The organism is Kitasatospora sp. LaBMicrA B282, assembly GCF_050325825.1.
Taxonomy (GTDB): domain Bacteria; phylum Actinomycetota; class Actinomycetes; order Streptomycetales; family Streptomycetaceae; genus Kitasatospora.
Genome location: NZ_JBNQTI010000135.1, coordinates 2903 through 25777 on the forward strand (window position 1 = coordinate 2903; position 22875 = coordinate 25777).

At 74.4% G+C, this 22875-nt stretch carries 22 protein-coding genes and 1 pseudogene; 13 read left to right on the forward strand and 10 right to left on the reverse strand.

Features of this window, described 5'->3' with window-relative positions; genetic code table 11:
* Positions 1-144 precede the first annotated feature (144 nt).
* The gene (locus tag ACQRUO_RS28990) at positions 145-3105 is read left to right on the forward strand and encodes a WD40 repeat domain-containing protein (protein WP_428319058.1); all 2961 of its coding nucleotides are present in this window, start codon (positions 145-147) and stop codon (positions 3103-3105) included.
* Between the two features lie 43 nt (positions 3106-3148).
* Here the strand turns inward: ACQRUO_RS28990 and ACQRUO_RS28995 are convergent, their stop codons facing one another.
* Entirely contained in the window at positions 3149-3730 is a 582-nt protein-coding gene (locus ACQRUO_RS28995; protein ID WP_428319059.1) for a helix-turn-helix domain-containing protein, read from the reverse strand.
* Between the two features lie 80 nt (positions 3731-3810).
* Here ACQRUO_RS28995 and ACQRUO_RS29000 point away from each other — a divergent pair, with 80 nt between their 5' ends.
* The 5 genes from ACQRUO_RS29000 (at position 3811) to ACQRUO_RS29020 (ending at position 10601) form a co-directional block, all read left to right on the forward strand.
* A complete protein-coding gene (locus tag ACQRUO_RS29000) occupies positions 3811-4770 on the forward strand; it encodes a class I SAM-dependent methyltransferase (RefSeq protein ID WP_428319060.1) in 960 nt (319 codons plus the stop codon).
* 194 nt (positions 4771-4964) lie between these two features.
* Positions 4965-5792, forward strand: a complete 828-nt coding sequence (locus ACQRUO_RS29005) for an FAD binding domain-containing protein (protein ID WP_428319061.1) — start codon at positions 4965-4967, stop codon at positions 5790-5792.
* A 97-nt stretch (positions 5793-5889) separates the two neighbouring features.
* Positions 5890-8658, forward strand: coding sequence for a molybdopterin-dependent oxidoreductase (locus ACQRUO_RS29010; RefSeq protein WP_428319062.1), 2769 nt, complete (start codon positions 5890-5892; stop codon positions 8656-8658).
* A 160-nt stretch (positions 8659-8818) separates the two neighbouring features.
* The gene (locus tag ACQRUO_RS29015) at positions 8819-9808 is read left to right on the forward strand and encodes an NAD-dependent epimerase/dehydratase family protein (protein ID WP_428319063.1); all 990 of its coding nucleotides are present in this window, start codon (positions 8819-8821) and stop codon (positions 9806-9808) included.
* A 133-nt stretch (positions 9809-9941) separates the two neighbouring features.
* On the forward strand, positions 9942-10601 hold the full coding sequence (locus ACQRUO_RS29020) for an SDR family NAD(P)-dependent oxidoreductase (protein WP_428319064.1): 660 nt from the start codon (positions 9942-9944) through the stop codon (positions 10599-10601).
* A 387-nt stretch (positions 10602-10988) separates the two neighbouring features.
* Here the strand turns inward: ACQRUO_RS29020 and ACQRUO_RS29025 are convergent, their stop codons facing one another.
* Positions 10989-12248 carry an MFS transporter gene (locus ACQRUO_RS29025; protein WP_428319065.1) on the reverse strand — a complete coding sequence of 420 codons (1260 nt, stop codon included), beginning with the start codon at positions 12246-12248 and terminating at the stop codon, positions 10989-10991.
* 89 nt (positions 12249-12337) lie between these two features.
* On the opposite strand from ACQRUO_RS29025, the gene ACQRUO_RS29030 reads away from it, so the two are divergent.
* The gene (locus ACQRUO_RS29030; protein WP_428319066.1) at positions 12338-12922 is read left to right on the forward strand and encodes a CGNR zinc finger domain-containing protein; all 585 of its coding nucleotides are present in this window, start codon (positions 12338-12340) and stop codon (positions 12920-12922) included.
* A gap of 118 nt (positions 12923-13040) precedes the next feature.
* Positions 13041-13418 carry a VOC family protein gene (locus ACQRUO_RS29035; protein ID WP_428319067.1) on the forward strand — a complete coding sequence of 126 codons (378 nt, stop codon included), beginning with the start codon at positions 13041-13043 and terminating at the stop codon, positions 13416-13418.
* A 71-nt stretch (positions 13419-13489) separates the two neighbouring features.
* On the opposite strand, the gene ACQRUO_RS29040 is transcribed toward ACQRUO_RS29035, so the two are convergent.
* The gene (locus tag ACQRUO_RS29040) at positions 13490-14161 is read right to left on the reverse strand and encodes a LysE family translocator (protein ID WP_428319068.1); all 672 of its coding nucleotides are present in this window, start codon (positions 14159-14161) and stop codon (positions 13490-13492) included.
* Positions 14162-14570: 409 nt separating this feature from the next.
* On the opposite strand from ACQRUO_RS29040, the gene ACQRUO_RS29045 reads away from it, so the two are divergent.
* The gene (locus ACQRUO_RS29045) at positions 14571-15317 is read left to right on the forward strand and encodes a phosphotransferase family protein (protein WP_428319069.1); all 747 of its coding nucleotides are present in this window, start codon (positions 14571-14573) and stop codon (positions 15315-15317) included.
* Between the two features lie 123 nt (positions 15318-15440).
* Positions 15441-15533: pseudogene (locus ACQRUO_RS29050) on the forward strand (IS5/IS1182 family transposase); the annotation flags it as partial.
* A 137-nt stretch (positions 15534-15670) separates the two neighbouring features.
* Here the strand turns inward: ACQRUO_RS29050 and ACQRUO_RS29055 are convergent.
* The 3 genes from ACQRUO_RS29055 to ACQRUO_RS29065 form a co-directional block, all read right to left on the reverse strand.
* Complete coding sequence (locus ACQRUO_RS29055) at positions 15671-15802, reverse strand: hypothetical protein (RefSeq protein ID WP_428319070.1); 132 nt, start codon at positions 15800-15802, stop codon at positions 15671-15673.
* A gap of 460 nt (positions 15803-16262) precedes the next feature.
* Positions 16263-17258, reverse strand: a complete 996-nt coding sequence (locus ACQRUO_RS29060; protein WP_428319071.1) for a pyridoxamine 5'-phosphate oxidase family protein — start codon at positions 17256-17258, stop codon at positions 16263-16265.
* Positions 17259-17306: 48 nt separating this feature from the next.
* A complete protein-coding gene (locus ACQRUO_RS29065; RefSeq protein WP_428319072.1) occupies positions 17307-17816 on the reverse strand; it encodes a VOC family protein in 510 nt (169 codons plus the stop codon).
* A 214-nt stretch (positions 17817-18030) separates the two neighbouring features.
* Between ACQRUO_RS29065 and ACQRUO_RS29070 the strand changes: the two genes are divergently transcribed.
* Entirely contained in the window at positions 18031-18591 is a 561-nt protein-coding gene (locus ACQRUO_RS29070; RefSeq protein ID WP_428319073.1) for a CGNR zinc finger domain-containing protein, read from the forward strand.
* Positions 18592-18712: 121 nt separating this feature from the next.
* Entirely contained in the window at positions 18713-19927 is a 1215-nt protein-coding gene (locus tag ACQRUO_RS29075) for a serine hydrolase domain-containing protein (protein WP_428319074.1), read from the forward strand.
* 31 nt (positions 19928-19958) lie between these two features.
* Here ACQRUO_RS29075 and ACQRUO_RS29080 read toward each other — a convergent pair whose 3' ends face one another.
* Both ACQRUO_RS29080 and ACQRUO_RS29085 read right to left on the reverse strand, forming a co-directional pair.
* Positions 19959-20228: a hypothetical protein gene (locus ACQRUO_RS29080; protein WP_428319075.1), complete on the reverse strand. Its 270-nt coding sequence runs from the start codon at positions 20226-20228 to the stop codon at positions 19959-19961.
* 81 nt (positions 20229-20309) lie between these two features.
* Entirely contained in the window at positions 20310-21332 is a 1023-nt protein-coding gene (locus tag ACQRUO_RS29085) for a WGR domain-containing protein (RefSeq protein ID WP_428319076.1), read from the reverse strand.
* Between the two features lie 196 nt (positions 21333-21528).
* On the opposite strand from ACQRUO_RS29085, the gene ACQRUO_RS29090 reads away from it, so the two are divergent.
* Positions 21529-21753, forward strand: a complete 225-nt coding sequence (locus ACQRUO_RS29090; RefSeq protein WP_428319077.1) for a DUF6011 domain-containing protein — start codon at positions 21529-21531, stop codon at positions 21751-21753.
* 61 nt (positions 21754-21814) lie between these two features.
* Here ACQRUO_RS29090 and ACQRUO_RS29095 read toward each other — a convergent pair whose 3' ends face one another.
* Together ACQRUO_RS29095 and ACQRUO_RS29100 are read right to left on the reverse strand one after the other, a co-directional pair.
* Positions 21815-22189, reverse strand: coding sequence for a hypothetical protein (locus ACQRUO_RS29095; protein WP_428319078.1), 375 nt, complete (start codon positions 22187-22189; stop codon positions 21815-21817).
* 58 nt (positions 22190-22247) lie between these two features.
* On the reverse strand, positions 22248-22670 hold the full coding sequence (locus tag ACQRUO_RS29100; protein WP_428319079.1) for a roadblock/LC7 domain-containing protein: 423 nt from the start codon (positions 22668-22670) through the stop codon (positions 22248-22250).
* Positions 22671-22875: the final 205 nt, after the last annotated feature.

Sequence of the window (22875 nt, forward strand, 5' to 3'; positions counted from 1 at the left end):
GGGGGGGGGGGGGGGGGGGGGTTGTGGGGGGGGGGGGGGGGAGGGGGGGGGGGGGGGGGGGCGGGGGGGCCCCCCCCCCGCCGGCGTGTCAGCTGCCACCCCGCCGGCGTGCGGGCTGTCAGCGGCGTCCGCTTGGATACGCCCATGCCTTCCACCTCCCGGGACGTCGCCCGGCAGCTGCCCGACATCCCCACCCTGCGCAACCTGTGCCGGTCCCTCGCGATGCTGGAGGCGATCCTCTTCCCGGACGACCCGGAATCGCGCGGGCACAGCTTCGACCCGCACCGGGCGGGCGACCAGGAACTGGCCGGCTGGGACAACGGCGCCGGCGACGGCTACGCCGTCCTCTTCTCCGCGGCCGGCGCCTGCCTGCGCTGCTTCGACCACGAGTCGCCGATGAGCCCGTTCGGCAACCTCGACGAGCAGCCGTGGCCCGGAGTGCTCGACTCGGTTCCCGCCGTCTTCCTCCCCTTCGTGCAGGAGTCGGCGGACGAGCGCGACGGGATACCCAAGGTGACCGCCTGCCTGTGGCGGGAGACCGGTGACACGGCCTGGCGCACCGGCACGATCGACTACCCCGACCACCTGTTCAGCCCGGATGGCGCCTCCTGGCTCTTCGACCGGCTGACCGACCCCTCGCCCGAGGGGTTCTACGCGTGGGTCGAGGGCAGCTACGGGCCGCTGGACCCGGCCGCCGTGCACCACGTGCAGGCGCTGCGCCCGCTCACCCACGCCGTGGCGTCCGCGCTGAACCCGGATCTGACGCCGGAGCAGCTCGCCGAGTCGATCGTCGCCCTCGGCTACCCGCAGGACGGTGCCGCGGACGCCGCCGAGCGGCCGGCGGCGCCGGGGCCGTCCTGGACGGTCGCGCCACCCGGCGCGGACACCACCGAGGGCACCGCCGACGACGGGCTGCTGAGCGACCCGGCGTTCCTGGTGACCGCGGACCCGGCGCGGGTCGGGGCTCTGCTGGACGGCGCGTCGAGCCCGTCCGCGCGAGTGGCGGCGGCGGTCTACCGGGCCTCGGCGGTGGTGCACGCCGAGCTCGGCCCGGACCAGCGCCGGCAGGTGCTGGCCCTGGACGCGGCCCGCTACGGGGACCGGGCGCTGTCCGCCCGCCTCGCCGCCGTGCCGGTGGCCGACGAGCCCGCCGGGCACTGGCGGGTCGACTGGTCCACCGGCTCCCAGGTCGACCCCCGCCTGCGACGCGCCGTCGGCACCGCGGGCAACGGGGCGGTGTGCGGGGTGACCACGCTGCCGCTGGACGGTCGCACCCTGGCGATCACCGGCACGGGGGCCGGGCCGGTGGAGGTCTGGGACGTGCTGACCGGCGAGCCGGTCGGCGAACCCTGGACCGGCCACGACAGCGCCGTGTGGGCGCTGCTGACGGTCGAGCTCGCGGGCCGGCCGGTCACCTTCAGCTGCGGACAGGACGGGACGGTGCGCCGCTGGGACCCGGCCACCGGGCAGCAGCTGGGCGAGCCCCTCAGCGGCCACGCCGGGCGGGTGCACGCGCTGGCCACGACCGTGCTGGACGGCCGCCCGGTCCTGGTGACCGGCAGCGCGGACCGCACCGTGCGGCTCTGGGACCCCGCCACCGGACAGCAGCTCGGCGAGCCCTTCACCGGCCACGAGGGCGAGGTGCTCACCGTGGCGACGGCCGTGCTGGACGGCCGCCCGGTCGCGGTCACCGCCGGTGACTGGCTCGACGACACCGTCCGGGTCTGGGACCTGACCACCGGGCAGCAAATCGGCGAACCCCTCCTCGGCTACCCCCATGCCGGGAAGGCGGCGGCGACGGCCGTGCTGGACGGCCGCCCGGTCGTGATCACCGGTCGACGGATGCTGAAGGTATGGGACCTGGCCACCCGGCAGGTGCTGGACCGTACCTTCATCGGTCACACCGACACCGTGACGACGCTGGCCACCATGGCGCTGGACGGGCGGACGGTGCTGGTCAGCGGCGGCGAGGACAAGACCGTCCGGCTCTGGGACCTGGCGAGTGGCGAGGCCATCGGTGAACCGCTGACCGCCTGCGCCACGATGCTGCACACCATGGCCCCGGTCGTGCTGGACGGGCGTCCGGCGGTGATCACCGGCAGCGCGGACGGGCCCGAGGCCCAGGTCTGGGACCTGCGCCTCGGGCAGGCCGTCGGCGCGCCCGTCCGCGCCCACACCCGGTACGTGTCGGGGCTGGCCACCACGGTGCTGGACGGTCGTCCGGTCGCCGTCAGTACGGGCGGCTACGGCGACGGGTCCGTCCGGCTCTGGGACCTGGGCACGGGCGCGCGGGTCGGCCGGACGATGGCCGGCCACGAGCGCGAGGTGGAGTCGCTGACCGTCACCGAGCTGGACGGCCGTCCGGTCGCCGTCACCGGGGCCGTCCTCGAGAGCCGGGACCTGCGGATCTGGGACCTGCCCACCGGCGAGCCGGTCGGCTGGATCGGGCGCGACGACAAGCGGGGGACGACCGCGCTGGCCACCGCCCTGGTGGCGGGACGCCCGGTCGTCCTCGGTGGTGGTGGCGACGCCCTGGTGCGGCTCTGGGGCCTGGCCGAAGGCGTGACGAAGCAGGAGCAGCCCGGCGAACCCCTGGCCGGCGGGCAGAACAGCGTGACCGCGGTGGCGACGACGGTGCTGGCGGGGCGTCCGGTCGCGGTCACCTGCGGCGACGGGGCGGCCGTCCGGGTCTGGGACCTGACCACCCGCCGGCCGCTGGGGGACCCGTTGGCCGGGCACACCGCCCTCGTCCAGGCGGCCGCCGCGGCGGTCGTCGACGGCCGCCCGGTCGCGCTCACCGGCGGCGTGGACCGCACCGCCCGGCTCTGGGACCTGACCACCGGCGAGCAACTCGGCGACCCCTTCACGGGCCACACCCGCGAGGTGACCTCGGTGGCCCTCGCGGTCCTGGACGGCCGCCCCTGCGCCGTGACGGGCAGCTGGGACCGCCACGTCCGGGTGTGGGACCTGGCCACCCGCGAACCGCTCGGCCGGCCCCTGGTCTTCCCGTCCCCGGTCCGCAAGGTGACCGCGGCCCCGGCCGGCCGGCTGCTGGTGGGCTTCGGGTACGAGGTGGCGGTGCTGTCGCGTTCTCAGGGCGCGTAGGGCGGATCGGCGGCCGGGTGCTCGCCGTCCTGCTGACGGGTCCTCAAGGGTGCACCGGGGCACTCGGTTTGGCGCGGACGTGGATGCGTTCGCCCTGGGGGCCGAAGAGGCTGAGCAGTTCGACCGGGCCTTCGCCGGTGGAGCCGAACCAGTGGGGGAGGCGGGTGTCGAACTCGGCGGCCTCGCCGGACTTGAGGATCAGGTCGTGGTCGGCCAGCACCAGGCGCAGGCGGCCGCTGAGGACGTAGAGCCACTCGTAGCCCTCGTGGACGCGGGGGTCGGGTGTGCTGCGCTCGACGGGGATGATCATCTTGAAGGCCTGCGGGCCGCCGGGCTGCCGGCTCAGCGGGACCACGGTGGCGTCGGCGTGCCGGACCGGGCGCAGCCGGACCCGGGGATCGCCCACGGGTGGGGCGCCGACCAGCTCGTCGATCGGCAGCTGGTGGGCCTGGGCGATCGGCAGCAGCAGCTCCAGGGTGGGCTTGCGCTGCCCGGACTCCAGGCGGGACAGGGTGCTGACCGAGATCCCGGTCGCCGCGGAGAGCGCGGCGAGCGTGCAGTCGCGCTGCCGCCGGATCCGCTTGAGCCGAGGGCCGACCTCGTTGAGCACACCGTCCATCTCCATTCCGCCAGTTTGCTGAATCGGCAACGAGCTTTGTCAAGCGGACCGCTGCGCGGGCATGGTCGAGGTCAGGAGGTGCGGAGATGGCACACGGTGCACAGAAGGCACAGCAGGACCACGGGAAGCACGGCGGGCACGCGCACGGCGGGCACGGCGGTCACGGCCACGGCGGGCCTGGGCACGCGCACGGGGGGCACGGCCACGGCGGTGACGAGTTCGACTGGGCCGCGATGGCCGACCTGCTGGAGGCCGAGGGCGAGACCCACGCCCCCTACGTCCGGCAGGCGATCGCCGACCTGGCGGGCCTGGTCGAGCCGCGCCGGATCCTCGACATCGGCAGCGGCCCCGGGGTGGCCGCCTGCCGCTTCGCCGCGGCGTTCCCGGCGGCGGAGGTGACCGCGGTGGACGCCACGCCCGAGCTGCTGGCGCGCGCCGCCGAACGGGCGGAGCGGTTCGAGGTGCGGCTGGCGACCCGGCAGGCCGAGTTCCCGGCGGGGCTGGCCGAGCTCGGGCCGGCGGACCTGGTCTGGTCGGCGCAGGCGGTGCACCACCTGGGCGACCAGCAGGACGCGCTGAACCGGCTGGCCGCGCTGCTGGCGCCCGGCGGGGTGCTGGCGGTGGTGGAGGGCGGGTTGCCGGGGCGCTGGCTGCCGCGTGACCTCGGGTTCGGCCGGCCCGGCCTGGCCGCCCGGATGGACCTGGCGCAGGAGGAGCGGTTCGCCCGGATGCGGGCCGAGCTGCCCGACTCGGTGGCGGTGGTGGAGGACTGGCCGGCCATGCTGCGCGCGGCCGGGCTCACCGGGGCGCACAGCCGCAGCTACCTGGTCGACCTGCCCGCGCCGCTGGACCCGGTGGCCCGGCGCTGGGTGCGGGGCACCGTGGAGCGCTACCGGGCGGTGCTGGACGGGGAACTGGCGGGCGAGGACCTGGCGATGCTCGACCGGCTGCTCGACCCGACCGACCCGGCGGGCCTGGACCGGCGCCCGGACCTCTTCGTGCTCACCGCGAAGACCGTGCACATCGCCCGCCGCCCGGCCGACTGACCGGCCCGTTCACCCGGTCAGCCGGCGCCGCGCACCCGCTTCAGCCGCACGGCGTCCGCCAGGGCCTCCGCGCCCGACCGCCTTGGTCGATCATCCAGTCGCGCGGTGGATCACTGGTGTCCGGCACCACTCGTCCCGCTCCACGCGCGTTGCTTCAATCGCCGTAACGAGCTGGTCGAGGACGGTGGAGCAACGTGGATCTGAACACGGTGGCGGAGGTGCGCGACGCCCGCGAGCGCGGGGTCTGGCGCGCGGGTGACGCCTGGCTGGGCGGGGGCACCTACCTCTTCTCCGAGCCCCAGCCCCACCTGCGCCGCCTGATCGACCTGAGCCGCACCGGCTGGGAGCCGCTGCGGATCACCCGGGGCGGGAACCTGGAGATCGCCGCGACCTGCACCATCGCGCAGCTCTCCCGCTACCCGAAGCCGGCGGCCTGGACCGCGGCCCCGCTCTTCGAGCAGTGCTGCCGGGCCTTCCTGGCCTCCTGGAAGATCTGGAACATGGCCACCTTCGGCGGCAACCTGTGCAACTCGCTGCCCGCCGGGCCGATGATCTCGCTGGCCGCCGGGCTGGACGGGACCGCGCTGCTGCTGGGCCAGGACGGCGGGATGCGCACGGTCCCGGTGGCCGCGTTCGTGGTCGGGGCGGGGCGCAACGTGCTGCGCCCCGGCGAGCTGCTGCGCGCGGTGACCCTGCCGGCCCGGGCGCTGGCCGCCCGCACCGCGTTCCGCCAGGCCTCGCTCTACGGGCTGGGCCGCTCCGGGGCGCTGCTGATCGGTGCCGTCGACCCGGTCGACGGCACCCTGACCATCACCATCACGGCGAGCACGGTCCGGCCGGTCCAGCTGCGCTTCCCGGTGCCGCCGAACGCCGAGGCGGTGCGCGAGGCGGTGGAGCACGCGGTGGCGCCGGGGGAGTACTTCGACGACATCCACGGGCTGCCGGCCTGGCGCCGCCACATGACCTTCCGCTTCGCGGAGGAGATCCGCCGCGAGCTGGTCGAACCCGCCGCGGTCGGCTGACCCACCCCACCAGCCGCCCGCACCCCACCCCTTTCACCCCCCGTCACACCCCCACCCCCCACAGCACCCCCCACGACCCGGCCGAGGAGGCCGTCGCATGAGTTTCGCGATCCGTGTCAACAACGAGGACTTCGACGCCGAGCCGCGCCCTGGCCAGTGCCTCCGCACCTACCTGCGCGAACGCGGCTGGTTCGGCGTCAAGAAGGGCTGCGACGCCGGTGACTGCGGCGCCTGCACCGTCCAGGTCGACGGCGCGCCGGTGCACAGCTGCCTCTACCCCGCGGTCCGGGCCGCCGGCCGCTCGGTCACCACCGTCGAGGGCCTGGCGAAGGACGGCGAACTGCACCCGATGCAGCGCCGGTTCCTCGACGCCCAGGGCTTCCAGTGCGGCTTCTGCACCGCCGGCTTCCTGATGACCACCAGCGCCCTGGACGCCGAGCAGCTCACCGACCTGCCGCGCTCGCTCAAGGGCAACCTGTGCCGCTGCACCGGTTACCGGGCGATCGAGGACGCGATCCGCGGCGTCAAGCACGCCGAGGAACCGTGCGCGGGGCAGGCCGTCGGGCGCAGCCTGGGCGCCCCCGCCGGCCCGCAGGTGGTCACCGGCACCGCCCGCTACACCTTCGACGTCGAGGTGCCGGGCCTGCTGCACCTGAAGCTGCTGCGCTCCCCGCACCCGCACGCCCGGATCGTCTCGATCGATGCCACCGACGCGCTGCGGGTGCCCGGGGTGCAGGCCGTGCTCACCCACCACGACGCGCCCGCCAAGCTCTACTCCTCCGCCCGCCACGAGCACCCCACCGAGGACCCGGACGACACCCGGGTGCTGGACGACGTGGTCCGCTTCGTCGGCCAGCGGGTGGCGGCCGTGGTCGCCGACAGCGAGGGCGCCGCCGAGGAGGGCTGCCGCCGGATCGTGGTCGAGTACGAGGAACTGCCGTACGTCCTGGACCCGGAGGAGGCGATGCTGCCGGGCGCGCCGGTGCTCCACCCGAAGGGTCCCGAGTCCCGGATCGCCCGCGCCGAGTCCAACGTCTGCGGCGAGGCGCACGGCGAGATGGGGAGCGTCGAGCAGGGATTCGCCGAGGCCGACGTGGTCTACGAGGAGACCTTCCGCACCCAGCGGGTGCAGCACGCCAGCCTGGAGACGCACGGCTGCGTGGTCTACTTCGAGGAGGCTGCCGGCGAGGACGGTGCCGAGGGCGGCGAGGAGCGGATCGTGGTGCGCTCCAGCACCCAGGTGCCCTTCCTCACCCGCCGGGCGCTCTGCGACCTGTACGACCTGCCGATGGAGAAGGTCAGGGTGGTCGCCGGCCGGGTCGGCGGCGGGTTCGGCGGCAAGCAGGAGATGCTCACCGAGGACATCGCGGTGCTCGCCGCGATGAAGCTGCACCGGCCGGTCAAGCTGGAGTTCACCCGCCCCGAACAGTTCTACGGCGCCACCACCCGGCACCCGTTCACGATCACGGTGAAGCTCGGGGCCAGGCGGGACGGCACCCTGACGGCGATCCAGTTCCGGGTGGTCTCCAACACCGGCGCGTACGGCAACCACGGCCCGGCGGTGATGTTCCACAGCGTCGGGGAGTCGATGGGCGTGTACCGGGCGCCGCACAAGAAGGTCGACGCGTACTCCGTGTACACCAACGGCGTGCCCGCCGGCGCCTTCCGCGGCTACGGACTCGGCCAGGTCACCTTCGCCGTCGAGTCGGCGATGGACGAGCTGGCCCGGCGGCTGGACCTGGACCCGATGGTGCTGCGCGAGAAGAACATCATCGGTCCCGGCGAGCACATGGAGGGCCCGCTCGGCGAGGAGGAGGACCTGCACATCGCCAGCTACGGGCTCGACCAGTGCCTCAAGGTGGTCCGGGACGCCCTCGCCGACGACACCAGCGCCGAACTCGCGCCCGAGGGCTGGCTGGTGGGTCAGGGCTTCGCCATGTCGGCGATCGCCTGCGGCCCGCCCGGCGGCCACATCGCCGACGCCACCGTGCGGCTGCTGGACGACGGGACCTACGACATCGCCGTCGGCACCGCGGAGTTCGGCAACGGCACCACCACCGTGCACAAGCAGATCACCGCGGGTGCGCTCGGCACCACGGTCGACCGGATCTCCATCCGGCAGTCCGACACCGACGTGGTCAAGCACGACACCGGCGCGTTTGGCTCGGCCGGCACGGTGGTCGCGGGCAAGGCGGTGATGAAGGCCGCCAACGCGCTGGCCGAACAACTGCTCTCGTTCACCGCCGAGTACGCCCGGACCCCGCGCAGCCTGCTGCGGCTCACCGCCGACTCGGTGGAGTGCGACGGGCGGTCGGTGCCGCTGAAGGAGGTCTTCGAGGCGGCGCAGAGCCAGGGCGTGGAGCTGACGGCCGACGGCCACTTCGGTGGCTCGCCGCGGTCGATCGCGTTCAACTCCCAGTGGTTCCGGATCGCGGTCGACCCGGACAGCGGCGAGATCAGGATCCTGCGCAGCGTGCACGGGGCCGACGCGGGCAAGGTGATGAACCCGATGCAGTGCCGGGGCCAGGTCGAGGGCGGGGTCGCCCAGGCGCTGGGGGCGACGCTCTTCGAGCAGGTGCTGGTGGACGACCGCGGCGCCGTCACCACCGCGGCCTTCCGCCGTTACCGCCTGCCGGCCTACGCCGACGTCCCGCGCACCGAGGTGCACTTCAGCGAGACCTCGGACGCGATCGGCCCGCTCGGTGCCAAGTCCATGAGCGAGAGCCCCTTCAACCCCGTGCCGCCCGCCTTCGCCAACGCGCTGCGCGACGCGACCGGCATCCGCTTCACCGAGGCGCCGTTCCTGCGGGACCGGGTGTGGCAGGCGATGGCGGAGGGCAGGGAGCGGCGCGAGCGACGGAGCTGAGCGGGGGCGGTCCGTCGGGTGAGTGGCTGACAGGTGGTGGCCGATGGGTGGTGGCCGGTGGCCGGTGGCCGGCGTGGGCTCCAGTGGATTCCGCTGACGGCGATTCCGCCCAGAGCGTGCAGCCGTTGCCGACCCCGCCCGGGCGGGCAGAGTGACCGTCATGAGGCTTCTGATACTGGGTGGCACCGAATTCGCCGGGCGTGCGGTCGCCGAGGCAGCACTGGCCAGGGGTTGGCAGGTGACGGTGTTCCACCGCGGCCGGCACGCCCCACCGCCGGGCGCGGCCGTGCTGCTGGGCGACCGGACCCGCACCGGCGGGCTGACCGCGCTCGACCACGGCGAGTGGGACGCCGTGGTCGACACCTGGACCGGCGCGCCGGTCGCGGTCCGGGACGCGGCCCGGCTGCTGGCCGGGCGGGTCGACCGCTACGTCTACCTCTCCAGCCGTTCGGTGTACGCGCACCCGGCACCCGGCCCGCTGAGCGAGACCAGCCCGCTGGTCGAGGCCGCCGCGGACGCGGGCCCGGTCGGCTACCCGCAGGCCAAGCGGGGCGGCGAACTGGCCGCGACGGAGGCGTTCGGCGACCGGGCCCTGCTGGTCCGCGCCGGGTTGCTGCTCGGCCCCCGGGAGAACGTGGGCCGGCTGCCGTGGTGGCTGGCCCGGGTCGCCCGCGGCGGACCGGTGCTGGCCCCCGGCCCGCAGGACCTGCCGTTGCAGTACCTCGACGCCCGGGACCTCGCCGACTGGATCCTGGGCGCCCTCGACCGCGGACTCGGCGGCCCCTACAACCTGGTGAGCCCGCCGGGCCACACCACCATGCGCGAACTGCTGGACACCTGCGTCAGCGCCACCGGCTCCCGCGCCGAACTCCGCTGGGCCGACCCGGAACCGCTGCTAGCCGCCGGCGTCGAGCCGTGGACCGAGCTGCCGCTCTGGCTGCCGCCCGGCGACCTGCACCGCACCTTCCACGGGACGGACGTGGCCGCCGCGGTCGCCACCGGCCTGCGCTGCCGCCCGGTGGCCGACACCGTGACCGACACCTGGCTCTGGCTGGAGGGCCAGGGCGGCCGGATCGAGCTGCGCACCGACCGCCCCCCGGTCGGCCTGTCGGCGGAACGGGAGGCAGCGGTGCTGCGCAGCCTGGAGTGAGCCGGGGATGGGTAACCGCCGGCGACCGGGTCACCGTTCTGCCTGTGGCGTCCGTCACTCCGGCTTGCACCTCGCACCGATGTCAGGCCCTACCGTCGGGCTGTCCGATCCCAGTCGAACAGAGGAGAAGCCCGTGTCCGGAGCAGTCGTCATCGGTGCCGGGGCAGGTCTGGGCGCGTCGGTGGCCGGCAGGTTCGCGCGAGCCGGGCTGCCGGTGGCCCTGATCGCCCGCAGTCCCGCGGTCGTGGACCTGGCCGGTGCCCTCACCCGTGACGGTCTGACCGCCGTTGCGCTGCAGGCGGACAGCGCCGACGGCAGCGCCTTGCGCGCGGCCCTGGACGCCGCCGTGGTGGCCCACGGAGTGCCCGAGGTCCTGGTCTACAACGCCGCCGTCATCCGGCTGGACAGCCCGGGAGAGCTGGACCGGGAGCAGCAGCTGCGGGCCTGGTCGGTGAACGTGCTCGGGGCACTGGAAGCGGCGACGCACCTCGCGCCCCTGATGGCGGAGCAGGGCGGCGGCTCGGTGCTGATCACGGGCGGGATGCCGCGGCCGGACGCCCGGCGCACCAGCCTCTCGCTCGGCAAGGCCGGCGTGCGGGCCCTGACGCAGCTGCTCGACCAGCAGTACGGCCCGCTCGGCATCCACGTCGCCACCGTCACGGTGGACTGCCACATGGTCAGGGGGACCGACTCGGACCCCGACCTGGTCGCCGAGCACTTCTGGGAGCTGCACGGGCAGCCCCGCGACCTGTGGCAGCACGAGGTCGTGCACAAGGGCTCGACGCCGGTCTGAGGGCTGCCCCCCGGAATCGGATCGAGTCCGCAAGCGGGTCCCGCGGGGGGTGGGGCGAGCCGAGGGCACGGAGAGCTGCGGGGCCGGTCCGCTTGAGGAGGACAGACCGGTCCCGCAGCCACTCCGCGCCCAAGGCTTGGTGCGGCCGCCGCCGTGGCCCGCGGTGCGGCCGCGAGCCGGGCCCCGTGCGGTGGGGCCGATGTCCATCCAAACAGCGCGGCCGGGGCACGGGCGACTGGTGCCGGGCACCAGGTGGGGCGCGGTCGGCTGGGTGATCACCCAGGGGCTGGTGATCGCGAATGCCAGGGCATGTCGGCGGTTCACCTGGTGAATGCGAGGGGCGTGGCGATCGCCCTTGAGGCGATCACGCGGGCAGCCAGGCTCCGGTCATGCCGGCGAAGCAGGCGGCGGGCGACGGCCGGGCGAGGTGGTGGCGGCGAGGACGAGGCTGCAGGCGGCCAGGCCGAGCCAGAGCCCGGTGGTGCCGAAGCGAGTGAGTGCCTGGGTGCCGAGCAACGGGGCGGCGACGGCCGCGATGCCCCAACTGGTGCCGTAGGCAGCCAGATAGCGACCGGTGGCGCCGGGCGGCGCCAGATCGGCGACCACGGCGTAGACCCGGCCGAGCAGCAGCAGGTCGCCGAGGCTCCAGAGCACGGTGGTGGCGAGCAGCGCGGGCAACGTGTGGGCGAACGCGTAGCCGGCGAGCCCCGCGGCGAAGAGCAGGTAGCCGATGCGCAGGGCCGCCCGGTCGGCGTGCCCCGGCCGCGCGGCCTGCGGGGACCGGCCGGCCCGGGTGGACGGGCGGCGGCGGAGCAGCGGTTGCCCGGCGAGCACGGTGAGCGCCGACACCGCGTACAGCAGGCCGGCCTGCGCGGGCGGGCGGCCGGAGCGGGCCAGGGCGAGCGGCAGGGCGGTGGTGAGCTGGAGGTAGACCAGCGCGAAGAGGGTGCCGGTGACGATCAGCACGACCAGCGCGCGGTCCCGCCAGGGGCTGGGCCGCGCCGCCGCCGGGGCCGCCGAGGGTCCCCGGACGGCGGGTCGGGCGTCGGCCGGCAGCACCGCCCGTACCACGGCCGCGCAGGCGAGGCAGGTCACCGCGTCGGCGACGAAGAGCCAGCGCAGCCCCCAGTGGCCGAGGGCCGCCGCGAGCAGGCCGGCCGCCAGTCCGGCCACCGCCAGCGCCGCCCCGAGCAGGCCGAAGGCGCGGGCCCGCTGGTCGGCCGGGACGGCGTCGGAGATCATCGCCTGGCTGGGCGGTTCGTACAGCTCGAAGGCCAGCCCGAGCAGCACCGCCCAGCCCACGGCCGCGGGCAGGTCGCGCGCTCCGGCCAGCCCGAGCTGGGCGATGGCGCACCCGGTCAGGCCGAGCACGATGGTGCGGCGGGGCCCGAGCCGGTCGGCGAGCCGTCCGCCGGCCAGCCGGGACGGAATGGTGGCCAGCCCGAACGCCGCGCCGACCAGCCCGGCGGTGGCGGGCCCCACCCGGAACTCGGTGCTGATCAGCACGGTGAGGAAGGCGAGCGAGAACGCCCCGAGCCGGTTGACCGCGCGTGCCGCGATCAGCAGCCGGACGGTGCGGGGGAGCGGGGACAGTGGAGGCGGTGGGGGCAGCGGGGAGGCGGGCGGTGCGGGTGCGGGGGTGCTCACGAGGCCTCCGGCGCCGGCGGGTGCATCACTGGTGAAGTGGCTATCATCAGTGATGGAAGCTAGGGGCGAGAGGGGTAACCGGTCAAGTGATGTTCGACAGTCATCTGACGTCGCTGCTGTCGGCGGCGGTCGCCCTGGTGAACGCGCTGACCGACGGCAGCGCGCGCGGTCGGCACTACACCGCCCCGCGCGGTGCGGAGCTGGCCCCCGCGATCGCCGCCGCCCTCCCACCCGGTGCCGACGGCGCGCTCGACCCCGCCGCCATCGAGCCCGCCCAGGCCGCCTACCTCGCCACCACGGCGCAGCGGCTGCGCACGGTGTTCACCGCCGTGGACGCCGGCGACCTCGACGCGGCCGCCGCCGGCCTCAACACCCTGCTGCTCGCCTCCGGCGCCCGCCCCCAACTCGACCGGATGAGCGGCGAACCCTGGCAGCTGCACTTCCACGGCAGCGACGACTCACTGGCGATCGGCTGGACCGCCGGGTGTGCCACCGCGCTCGCCCTGGCCCTCGGCAGCGAACTCGCGGGCCGCCTCGGGGTCTGCCAGGCCGTGCGCTGCGACCGGGTGTACATCGACACCTCGCGCAACGCGGGCAAGCACTTCTGCTCGACGGCCTGTCAGAACCGGGTGAAGGCGGCTGCCTTCCGGGCCAGGCGCAGCGCGGGTGGGTGAGGCGGGGGGCGTGGGGAGCGGGGCCTGGGGTGCGGGGTGCGGCGGGCGCTGTGCGGTGGGGGAGCCGAGGTCGGCCGACTATGGACGGCTCCCGGGGATCCGTGGTCGGATGGCGGCCATGAGTTCCGCGATACGCCACGTCACCGTCGACTCCGCCGACCCCTACGTCCTGGCGAGCTTCTGGGCCCGGGCCCTGGACGGCTCGCTCGGTGACGACGACTTCCCCGGGGACCCGGAAGCCCTGGTCACGGCCGCGGCGGCCACCCTGCTGTTCGTCAGGGTCGCTGACCGCAAGGCGGTCAAGAACCGCGTCCACCTGGACCTCCAGCCCCAGGACCGCACCCGGGACGAGGAGGTCGAGCGCCTGCTCGCCCTGGGCGCCACACTGCACGAGGACCACCGCAGGCCCGACGGGACCGGCTGGGTCACGCTGCACGACCCCGAGGGCAACGAGTTCTGCGTGGAACGCAGCGCCGCGGAGCGGGCGACGGGCTGAGGCCCACTGGCAGTTGCCGGCCGGTCAGCTGCCGACCGGTCAGTTGCCGGGGCCGGTCAGCTGTCGGCCGATCAGTTGTCGGCCAGCGCCAGCTTCACCCCGAAGCCGATCAACACCGTCCCGGTGATCCGGTCCATCGCCCGGTGCACCGCGCCGCTGCGCAGCCAGCGGCCGAGCACCCGGGTGCCCAGGATCAGCGCGGTGAACCAGGTCAGCCCCTCCAGGTCGTGGACGGCGGCCAGGGCCAGGCCCATCAGCAGGTGCGGGGCGTGGGCCGGGATGAACTGCGGGAGCATGGCCAGGTAGAAGACCCCGGTCTTGGGATTGGCCAGATTGGTGGCCAGCCCGCGGGTCCAGCAGCGGAGCAGGGCGCGGCGGGGCGGGAGCGGGGTGTCGCCCGTGGTGCGCTCGAGGGGCGGCGTCGCGTCGGCGGGTTCTCCGGAGCGGCGGCGGCGCAGGCTCTGGCGGAGGAAGCCCGCACCCAGCCAGATCATGTACCCGGCCCCGGCCACCCGCAGTGCGGTGTACAGCAGGTGAGAGGCGGTCAGCACCGCCGAGACGCCCACCGCGGCCGCGGCTCCCCAGACCAGGGACCCGGTGGCCACACCCAGCGCCGCGGCGAACGCGTACCGCTGCCCCTGGGTGACGGCGAAACGGAGCACCACCGCGGTGTCCATCCCGGGTATCAGCGTCAGCATCCCGGCGACGACGGCGAACGAGGTGAGCGCGGTCAGGACAGTCATCGGGCGGCTCCGCGGGTGGGTCGAGGCAGCTGCGTGGCACCCGCCGGTACGCGGAGGTGGGGGCGGGCGAGGCCGGTACCGTGCGGCTATCGCAGGAGCCTACGCAGGGAGCCGCTGGAAACTCAAAGAATCTGCCCGAATCCGGGCAGGGTTCGACCTCGGTCGCGGTTGCGGTGTGTTGCGTGCGCCCCTGCCCGGGCCGACCCTCGGTCCGCCCGGACACGCTGGCGCGCGATCACCGGAGCCCACCTCGTCGCACTGGTCCGTGCAGGCGCCCAGTTCGACAACGGTGCCTTCGTCGAGCGCGGGGAGCAGGCCGCTTGATCGGCTGCAGGAGCCAACAGCCGGACTGTGGCTGACACGCGATAACCCGGCGAATGTCATCGGCCGTCCTGGGACACTGGCCGCCATGGATGAGGTCAAAGTCGTCGTCGCCCATTCCGAGCGCGCGACCCTGCGCGTCGGCGACGTGTTCTTGAAGATAGACCCCGATCAAGCGCGCATCGACGTTGAGGTGGAGGCGATGGCCCTGGCACCGGTCCCGACGCCGGAGGTCCTGTGGCGCAAGCCGCCCGTGCTCGCGATCGCCGCGCTTCCGGGGACGGCGCTCGGGCGCCTCGGCGAGCCGTCGACCGCGTCGCCGGCGGCATGGGCCGCGGCGGGTGCAGCCATCCGGAAGCTGCACGAGGCGCCGTTGCCGCCCTGGCCCGGTCGGCGCCGCCGGGGTCCCGACGAGTTGGTGGCGGAACTCGACGGCGAGTGCGAGTTGCTCGTGACGAACGGCATCCTGCCCGCCGACCTGGTCACCCGCAACCGCCACGTCGCCGAGGCCGCGATCCGGCCGTGGACTCCGGCGTTCACGCACGGCGACCTGCAGATCGATCACGTCTTCGTCGACGGCGACGAGGTCACCGGCATCATTGACTGGTCCGAGGCGGGCTGGGGTGATGCCCTGTTCGACCTCGCCACCTTGACGCTCGGACACGAGGAGCACGTCGAAGACGTCATCGCCGGCTATGGCACCGACATCGACCTCGACGTGATCCGCGCGTGGTGGTCGTTGCGGAGCCTGCTGGGGGTTCGCTGGCTGGTCGAACACGGCTTCGACCCATTCGCGCAAGGCTGTGAAGTCGACGTGCTGAGATCCCGGATGTGAGGCTGCGGGGTCCGGCCCCATGGCACTGGCCCGCGCTCGCACGACAACTCATCCACAGATCTTGACTATTGCTCGTTGCCCGCAGGCAGGAGACAAGCAGTCCGCGTGACGTCTCGCTCGGAGCGCCGCAACCGTGGCTCGCGCGGTGGACGACCGCCTGGCTTCGACCGTGACGCCTACCGGCGGCGCAACACCGTCGAACGGTGCATCAACAAGGACAACCCCGAGGCCCGCAGGCTGTACGAACGTCTGGGATTCCTCCGCACTGGCGAGACAGACCAGGAGTACAGACTCCGGTGGCACAACTTGACCCCACTGCCAGACCAGCCACCCGCTGATCCGAAAGAAACGCGCTAGGCGTCGTCGCCGGTGTCGCTGGTGTCGGCGTCGTCCTCGCTCGCCGGCGTGGGTACGGGCGTGTCGGCCGGCGTCGCATCGGGCGCTTCTGCGGGGTGTCCGGCCTTGCCGCCCGTCACGTCGGGCATGGTGGTACCTCCTCGTGGCTCTGCTGCTCGGGTGCTCGACGGGCCGGGTTCCGGTGCGGTGCTGCCCGCGGCTGCGACTGCTTCTTCGGCGCGGGCCGGCTCGTTGGCCTTGCCACCGGTGTAACCCGGCATGGCGATCCCCTTCCCCCGTCGGCCGGCTGGATCAACTGGCCGTCCCCTGTGGTCCATTGAAGCCATCGTCGGGCCGTACGTCGACCCTCCGGCGCGGTCCGGTGCGCGGTTGTGACCTGACCGCCGGGGTGTCAGCCGTCGCCCCGCGCGGCCCGCCAGGCTGCGCCGGCCGTGTCACTCGTCGTCCGGCGTGCCGGTCAGCCGGCTCGAGGCGCGGGCCAGGAGGCCGATCAGCAGTGCGCGTTCCTCGGGGCTGAAGCCGTCGGCGATCTGCCGTTCGATGGCGACGGACGACCCCGCGCGAGGCCTTCATGTTCGACCTGTGCGCTCAACCAGCCTGCCGTGCCGGTGGGTTGAAGCGGGAGTAGTCGGGGCTGGTCCAGCGGAGCGGGTGGGCGGCGCGGAGTTCCACCACCTGGGTCACGGTGAACTCCACCAGCCGTTCGGCGCCCGGTACCGTGGCGGTGCGGGCCGGATCCCAGTCGGTGCGGGCGGTGCCGGTGAGCTGGAGGGTGGAACCGGTCTCCCAGTCGATGAAGAGCAGGCCGGCGGCGGGGTTCTCCTCCAGGTTGCCGAGGGTGGAGAACATCGCGTTGCCGCGGTAGTCCGGGAAGACCAGGCGGTCGGGGCCGAGGACCCGGACGAAGCCGGGGTTGCCGCCGCGGTGCGAGGCGTCGAGCCGGCCGTGGCGGTCGGCGGTGGCGATGAAGAAGGTGTCGGCGGTGCTGATGTCGATCTGCTGATTTGTCGTCAGTGCGGTGCTGCGATCGGGAGGCGCGGGGGCGGGCGCGCCCGGCTCGGCGAAGGCGAAGTCCCGGCTCTGGATGTACTTGGGGCAGTTGGAGAAGACCTGCGCGATGGTCAGGCGCAGCCCGGTGGCCGTGGGGGTGGTGCGACCGTTCATCCGCATCCGACGCCGCCGGGACGGTTCCAGTGCGATGCTGCCGATCTCGCCGGGTGCGGCCAGGACGGTGGCCAGCGGGTCGCCGGGCAGTGGCCGTGCCTCGATGGCGACGGTGTCCGGGGTGTCGGGGGCGTCGTCGACCGGGTCCGCTGCCGGGCGCGCCGCGTGCAGGAACCCGGGGCGGCCGGTCAGCAGGCCCGCCCAGATCCGGCCGGCGGCGTCGGCCGCGCCGACCACGAGCATGGGCTGGGCGGCGAGGAACTCCACGGCGACGGCCGGGATCCGCTGGTGCTTGGTCGGACCGGAGTAGCCGGGGCGGGCGAACCCGGCGCGCCGACGGACGAGCTCCTCGCCCGAAGCGGCGGCAGTGGCGTCCGTGGCGTCCGTGGCGGCGGCGGGGTGGTCGGAGAGGGTATTCACGGCGGTCTCCGGGTGGGTGGTCGGAGCGTCTGTCGGTGGTCTGACGGTCTAGAAGAAGCCGCAGGTCGGGGCGGTGCCGCTCGGTGCGACGCCGGCGTCGGTGGCGGCTGCGGTGTAGATCTCCAGTCGGGTGCCGTCGGGGTCGGCGAAGAAGATCCCGCCCGAGCCGGCGTTCTCCCCGTGTGCGACCACGCCGTCGTAGGCGAACTCGGCACCCAGCGAGCGCAGCACCTGCTCGGCCCGTCGGACGTCCGCGATGTCCGGGACCTCGAAGGAGAGGTGGTGCAGGCCGGGGGCGGCGGTGGCGAAGCGGCCCGTGCTCTGCTGCCAGAGGGTGAGCACCAGCTGTCCGTCGCGGCCCAGGAAGAGCCACGGGCGCTCGGGGTCGGTGCTGCGGCTGTACGCCTCGAGGCCGAAGACCTGCTGGTAGAAGGCGAGCGAGCGGTCGAGGTCGGTCACGTTGAGGCCGATGTGACCGGTCTTGAGGCTACTGGGGCCACTCGGGGCGGTGGCGGTGGCCTCGGTGGTGGCGGTCTCGGTGACGGCGCTCTGGGACATGGTCGAGGACTCCTCGTGACTCGGGACGGCGGCTGCCGCCCTCCTGGCTGCATAACCTCTGTGCTCGAGTATGGAGGTTAGAAATAACCATCGTCAACCGCTGACCACCCGGCACGCTGGTTAGAATCGAGGCGCGATGTGACACCACGACGCAAAACCGCGATGTGCAGAACCGCGATGTGCAGAACCGAGATGCGAAACGGCAAGGAGTCCGATGTCCCAGCAGGTGCCGCCGCCCGACCCACGCCCCCTGCCGGGTGAGCCGCTCAGCCTGGACCTGCTCAACACCCGGTGGAACGGTGGCGGCACCCCCCGCGACCTGCTGGACTCCGTGGCCGGGCTGGTGGGTTGGCTCGAACTCACCGGCTTCGCCGACCGCGCCCCCGCCGACCCGGGCACGCTCGACGCCCTGCGCACCGCCCGTGCGGCGATCGCCCGCCTGGTGGATCAGGAGGACGGCCCGCAGGCCCGCGCGGCGCTGAACGCCGTCCTCGCGCACGGTTCGATCGACCGCCTGCTCGGCCCGGACGGCCCGGTCGACCGGGTCCGCGTCGACGACCCCGGCTGGCTGCCGGCCTGGAGCGCCGCCGCCGACTACCTGCGCCTGCTCGCCGAGGCCCCCGACCGGATCCGCTCCTGCGCGCACCCCGACTGCGTGCTGCACTTCTACGACACCTCGAAGAACGGCACCCGCCGCTGGTGCTCGATGGCCTCCTGCGGCAACCGCGCCAAGGCGTCCCGGCACTACGCGCGCACCAGGACCTCGACCGGCTGAGCCGCCGGGGCGCTGAGGCCCCGAGGGCGCCGACCGGCGGTGGCGGCCGTGCCGTGCACCGCGGGCTCGGCCGAGCGGGTAGTAGCGCGCGGCAGCCGTTTCGCCCCGGCCACGGTGGGTCATGCGTAAGCGCACTGCCCTGTCCGCCGCCCGTCGGAGGTGCCCGCCCGTGCCGTCCCGTCCGCTGCGCTCGCTCGCCCTGGCCCTGCTCGTCCTGCTCGGCCAGTCCGCTACCGCCTGGGCGGTCGCACCGCCCGGCTCATGGGACCCCGCGGACCGCCGGTTGAACCGGGAGCTGGCCGAGCTGGTGACGGAGCCCGGCGGGCCGCCCGGTGCGATCGCCGTGCTGCGGGACGGGGACCGGATCCGCAGCTACCGGGCGGGCCTGGCCGACCTGGCGAACCCGGGCGCCGGTGCGCCGCGGGCCGACGACCACGCCCGGTTGGCCAGCGTCTCCAAGATGTTCAACGGCGCGGTGGCCCTCGCCCTGGTGGACCGCGGCGCGCTCTCGCTGGACGACACCATCGCCCGGTGGCTGCCCGACCTTCCCGCCGCCTGGGGTGCGGTGACACTCCGTCAACTGCTGAACCACACCAGCGGCCTGCCCGAGTACAACAGGGCGCCGGCCTTCCTGCAGGAGCTCCAGGGCGACCCGCACCACGAGTTCGACCCGCACTGCCTGCTCGGCTACGTGGCCGACCAGCCGCTCGGCTTCACGCCGGGCAGCACCTACCGCTACGTCAACTCCGACAACATCGCGGCCGCCCTGATGACCGAGGCCGCCACCGGGCGTTCCTACGAGGACCTGCTGCACGACCTGGTCCTCGACCCGCTCGCGCTGCGGCACACCAGTCTGCCGCGCGGCTTCGAGCTGCCCGAGCCGTACCTGCACGGCTACGCGGTCGCGCCGCCGGCCGCGCCGCAGGACGTCAGCACCGAGTACGGGATGTCCGGCCTCTGGGCGGCCGGTGGGATGGTCGCCACGCCGCGCGACCTGAGCTCCTTCACCCGGGCCTACGCCAGCGGCACGCTGCTCTCGGCGGCCACCCGGGCGCAGCAGCTGACCTTCCGGCCGGGCCGCTCGCAGCCGTCCGGGCCGGGGGACAACGAGGTCGGGCTGGCGATCTTCCGCTACACCACCCGGTGCGGGGTGGTCTACGGCCACACCGGGAACTTCCTCGGCTACACCCTGCTGGCCGTGGGCACCCCGGACGGGCGCCGCAGCCTGGCGTTCGTGGTCTCCGAGCAGCTCAACGACGCCGGGCAGCCCGAGCTGGTCAAGCAACTGCGCGAGGTGCAGGAGGACTTCGTCTGCCACCTGCTGCACACGAACTGACCCCGCGCCACCGGTGACCCGGCCGGGCCGGTCACCGGATCAGTGGCCGGCCTCGGGACCAGTGGCCGGCCTCCGGCCCCTGCCCGAGCAGCCCCGCGAAGTCGTTGCCCAGCAGGGAGACCTTGGTGAGGTCGCCGAGGTCGGTGATCGCGCCCACCGGGATGGCGTACAGGTGCTCCTGCTTCGACGGCGCCGGGTAGGACGCCGGGTCGCCCGCGGCCGCCCAGACCGCGGCGGTGCCCGCCAGGGTGGCCGCGGCGAGCAGGGCGCCGGTGACGGTGAGTCGGATCGCGGTACGCATCTGGTCCTCCGGAGGGATCGGGGTCTGCCTGCCGGGTCAACGGCTGACGGCGTCCCTGGTCACGGGGGTGCGGGCGCGGTGTCAGCCCAGCAGGAAGGCGTTCACCTCGTCGGGGGAGGCGCTCGCGCCGGGGACCAGGCGCCTGACCTCGCCGCGGAACGAGCGGACCTCCAGCCAGCTCTGCGGGTCCGCGCCCGGCAGTTCGGCGAGCAGGTCGGCGAGGACGGCGGGGCCGAACACCTTGAACGTCGCCGTCCGGCGGTACCGGGAGGGCCGGAGGTCGTACCTGAGGTCGAGCACCGGCTGCGGCCGGCGGCTCCAGTCGGTGTACGGCAGCGAACCGCGCCCGTGGATCCGGGCATCGACGAGCACCTCGCTGTCCGCGTCGCCGATCTCGCAGTCGAAGACCGGGAAGGCCGTGGCGACCCGGGCCGCGATCGCCGGGTACGCCCGGTGGCTGCGGGCGAGGCCGGGCGAGCAGAGCAGCGCGTGGCCGAAGGGTCCGACCGGGGCCGGCAGCGGCAGCTTGTGGTGCGAGCGCCCGTCGAAGGCGGGCTCGCGGTGCGCGCCGAGGAAGTCGAGGAAGGCCGCGACCGCCGCGGGGTCGAAGCAGGCCGCCTGCACCGCGAAGCGCACTGCCCGGCGCCCCTGGTCGCTGAGCACCAGGTACTCGTGGAACCCGCGGGGATGGCCGGGCGCCTGGTCGTGGCGGTACACCTCCTGGTGGCCCTCGACCGGCAGGTACTCGGGCGGCGGGAGGTGGGGGCTCGCCGCGGCCCGGAGCACGTCGAGGACCGGGGTCCGGGGCTCCTCGGCGGCGGTCGCGGCGGCGGTTGCGGCCGCGTCGGGCGGTGGGGCGACCTCGACGAATCCCTTCCGCAGCCACTCGGAGACCTTGCGTTCGGCGTGCCGCGCGGCCCGCTGCTCGTCGTCCAGCGTCGAGGTGCTCGCCTTGCCGACCCGGCGGCTCGCGCTCCAGCGCAGGAAGCAGCGGATCCCCTCCCGGCGGATCTCCCGGTACTCCGACCAGTCGCCGGCCGACCGCTCGAACCGCCGCCACTGCGTCGCCGGTTGCGCCGCCCGGCCGTCGATGCCGCTCGTCACCTGCTGCTCCACCCCGTCCTGGCCCCTGGGCCGCGTCGCAGCCGACACGGTACCGGGCGCCGGCCCGCCTCGGCCGAGGTGGCCGCGGGCCGGGCGCGAGCGGCCCGCCGTGGCCGCCGAGTTCGGGCACCGGCGGGGTGGACTCGGGCCCGCTCCCACCGACCTGCGGCGGGTGCCGGGGCGGTAGGCTGCGCGGATGCCTGCCGAGTCGTCCGACCACCCCGACCTCCCGTTGCCCGGGCTCAGCGAGGCGGCCGACGCCGGCGCCGCCCGGCTGGCCGAGCGGGTGACCTGCCGCGGCTGCGGACGTCTGCTGCACGATCCGGAGTCCCGGATGCTGCGCCGCGGCCCCGGCTGCCGCCACACCGAGGAACCGGTGCGGCGGCACGAGGTGGCGCAGGAGGCACTGCCGGGGCTGTGAGACCGGCCCGCAGCGGTGCGGACCGCGGGCCGGCGGTCGGTCGGACCTCCAGCTCGGCCGGTCAGACCTCCAGCTCGGTCTCGATCTTGGCCAGCTGGTGGCGGGCCATGGCCAGGTTGGCCCGGCGCTTGTCGAGGGCGAGGTAGAGGAACAGGCCCTTGCCGCCGCGGCCGGTCAGCGGCCGGATCAGGTGGTACTGGCTGCTCAGGGTGATCAGGATGTCCTCGATGCCGTCGTTCAGCCCGAGCATCTCCATCGTCCGGAACTTGGCCCGCACCACGTCGGTGTTGCCGGCCGCCGCCACCGTCAGGTCCAGCCCGCCGCCGCCGTCGACCATGCCCAGCGCCATGCCGCTGCTGTAGTCGACCAGAGCCGCGCCGATCGCGCCCTCGATGGTGCTGATCGTCTGCCGCAGGGCGACGTCGGTCTCTACCATGGTGCTTCTCCTTGTGTTGGATGGTGTCGTGCTGACGGATGGGTCGGTTCGAAGGGGTTCAGTGCGGCCCGGCCGGAGCGCCGCCGTGCAGCACCTCGACCAGCCGCTGGGCCGACCGGCGGCCCTCCAGCTGCAGCCGGCCGAGGCTCACGTCCGGGTGCGAGAGCAGGGTCAGCTGGCAGCTCGGCCCCGCCGCGAAGGTCGCGATGAAGCCGTGCTCGCCGCGGATCAGCGACTCGCGGAACGCGCCCTGGCCGGTGACATCGGCCAGCCGCTGGGCGAGTTCCAGGGCCGTCGCGGTGAGCGCGGCCAGGTCTTCCGGATCGGTGTCATGGGTGTCCTGTGCGAGCAGCACCCCGTTCACACTGGCCACCAGGCCGCCCGCCAGGTGCGGCACCCGCTGGCGCAGCACCCGCAGTTCGGCGAGCAGGCTGCTCTCCAGGACCGCGAGTTGGCGTCGGTCGGGACGCGGCTTCAGCATCCGCCTCATGAGCGGGTCGGCGGGGCGGCGGACGGTACGGGGGTCATGGCAGGGCCTCCAGTGCGGTGCGGACGCGGATCAGCAGGGCGGTGTCCGGTGCGTTCGGCGCGGCCCGCGGGGGCGGGGTGCGCGCGGCGTGCGCGGGCAGCGCGGCGCCGGGGATCCGGCGGGACAGCGGCGCGGTGGCTGCCCCGGGCACCGCGCC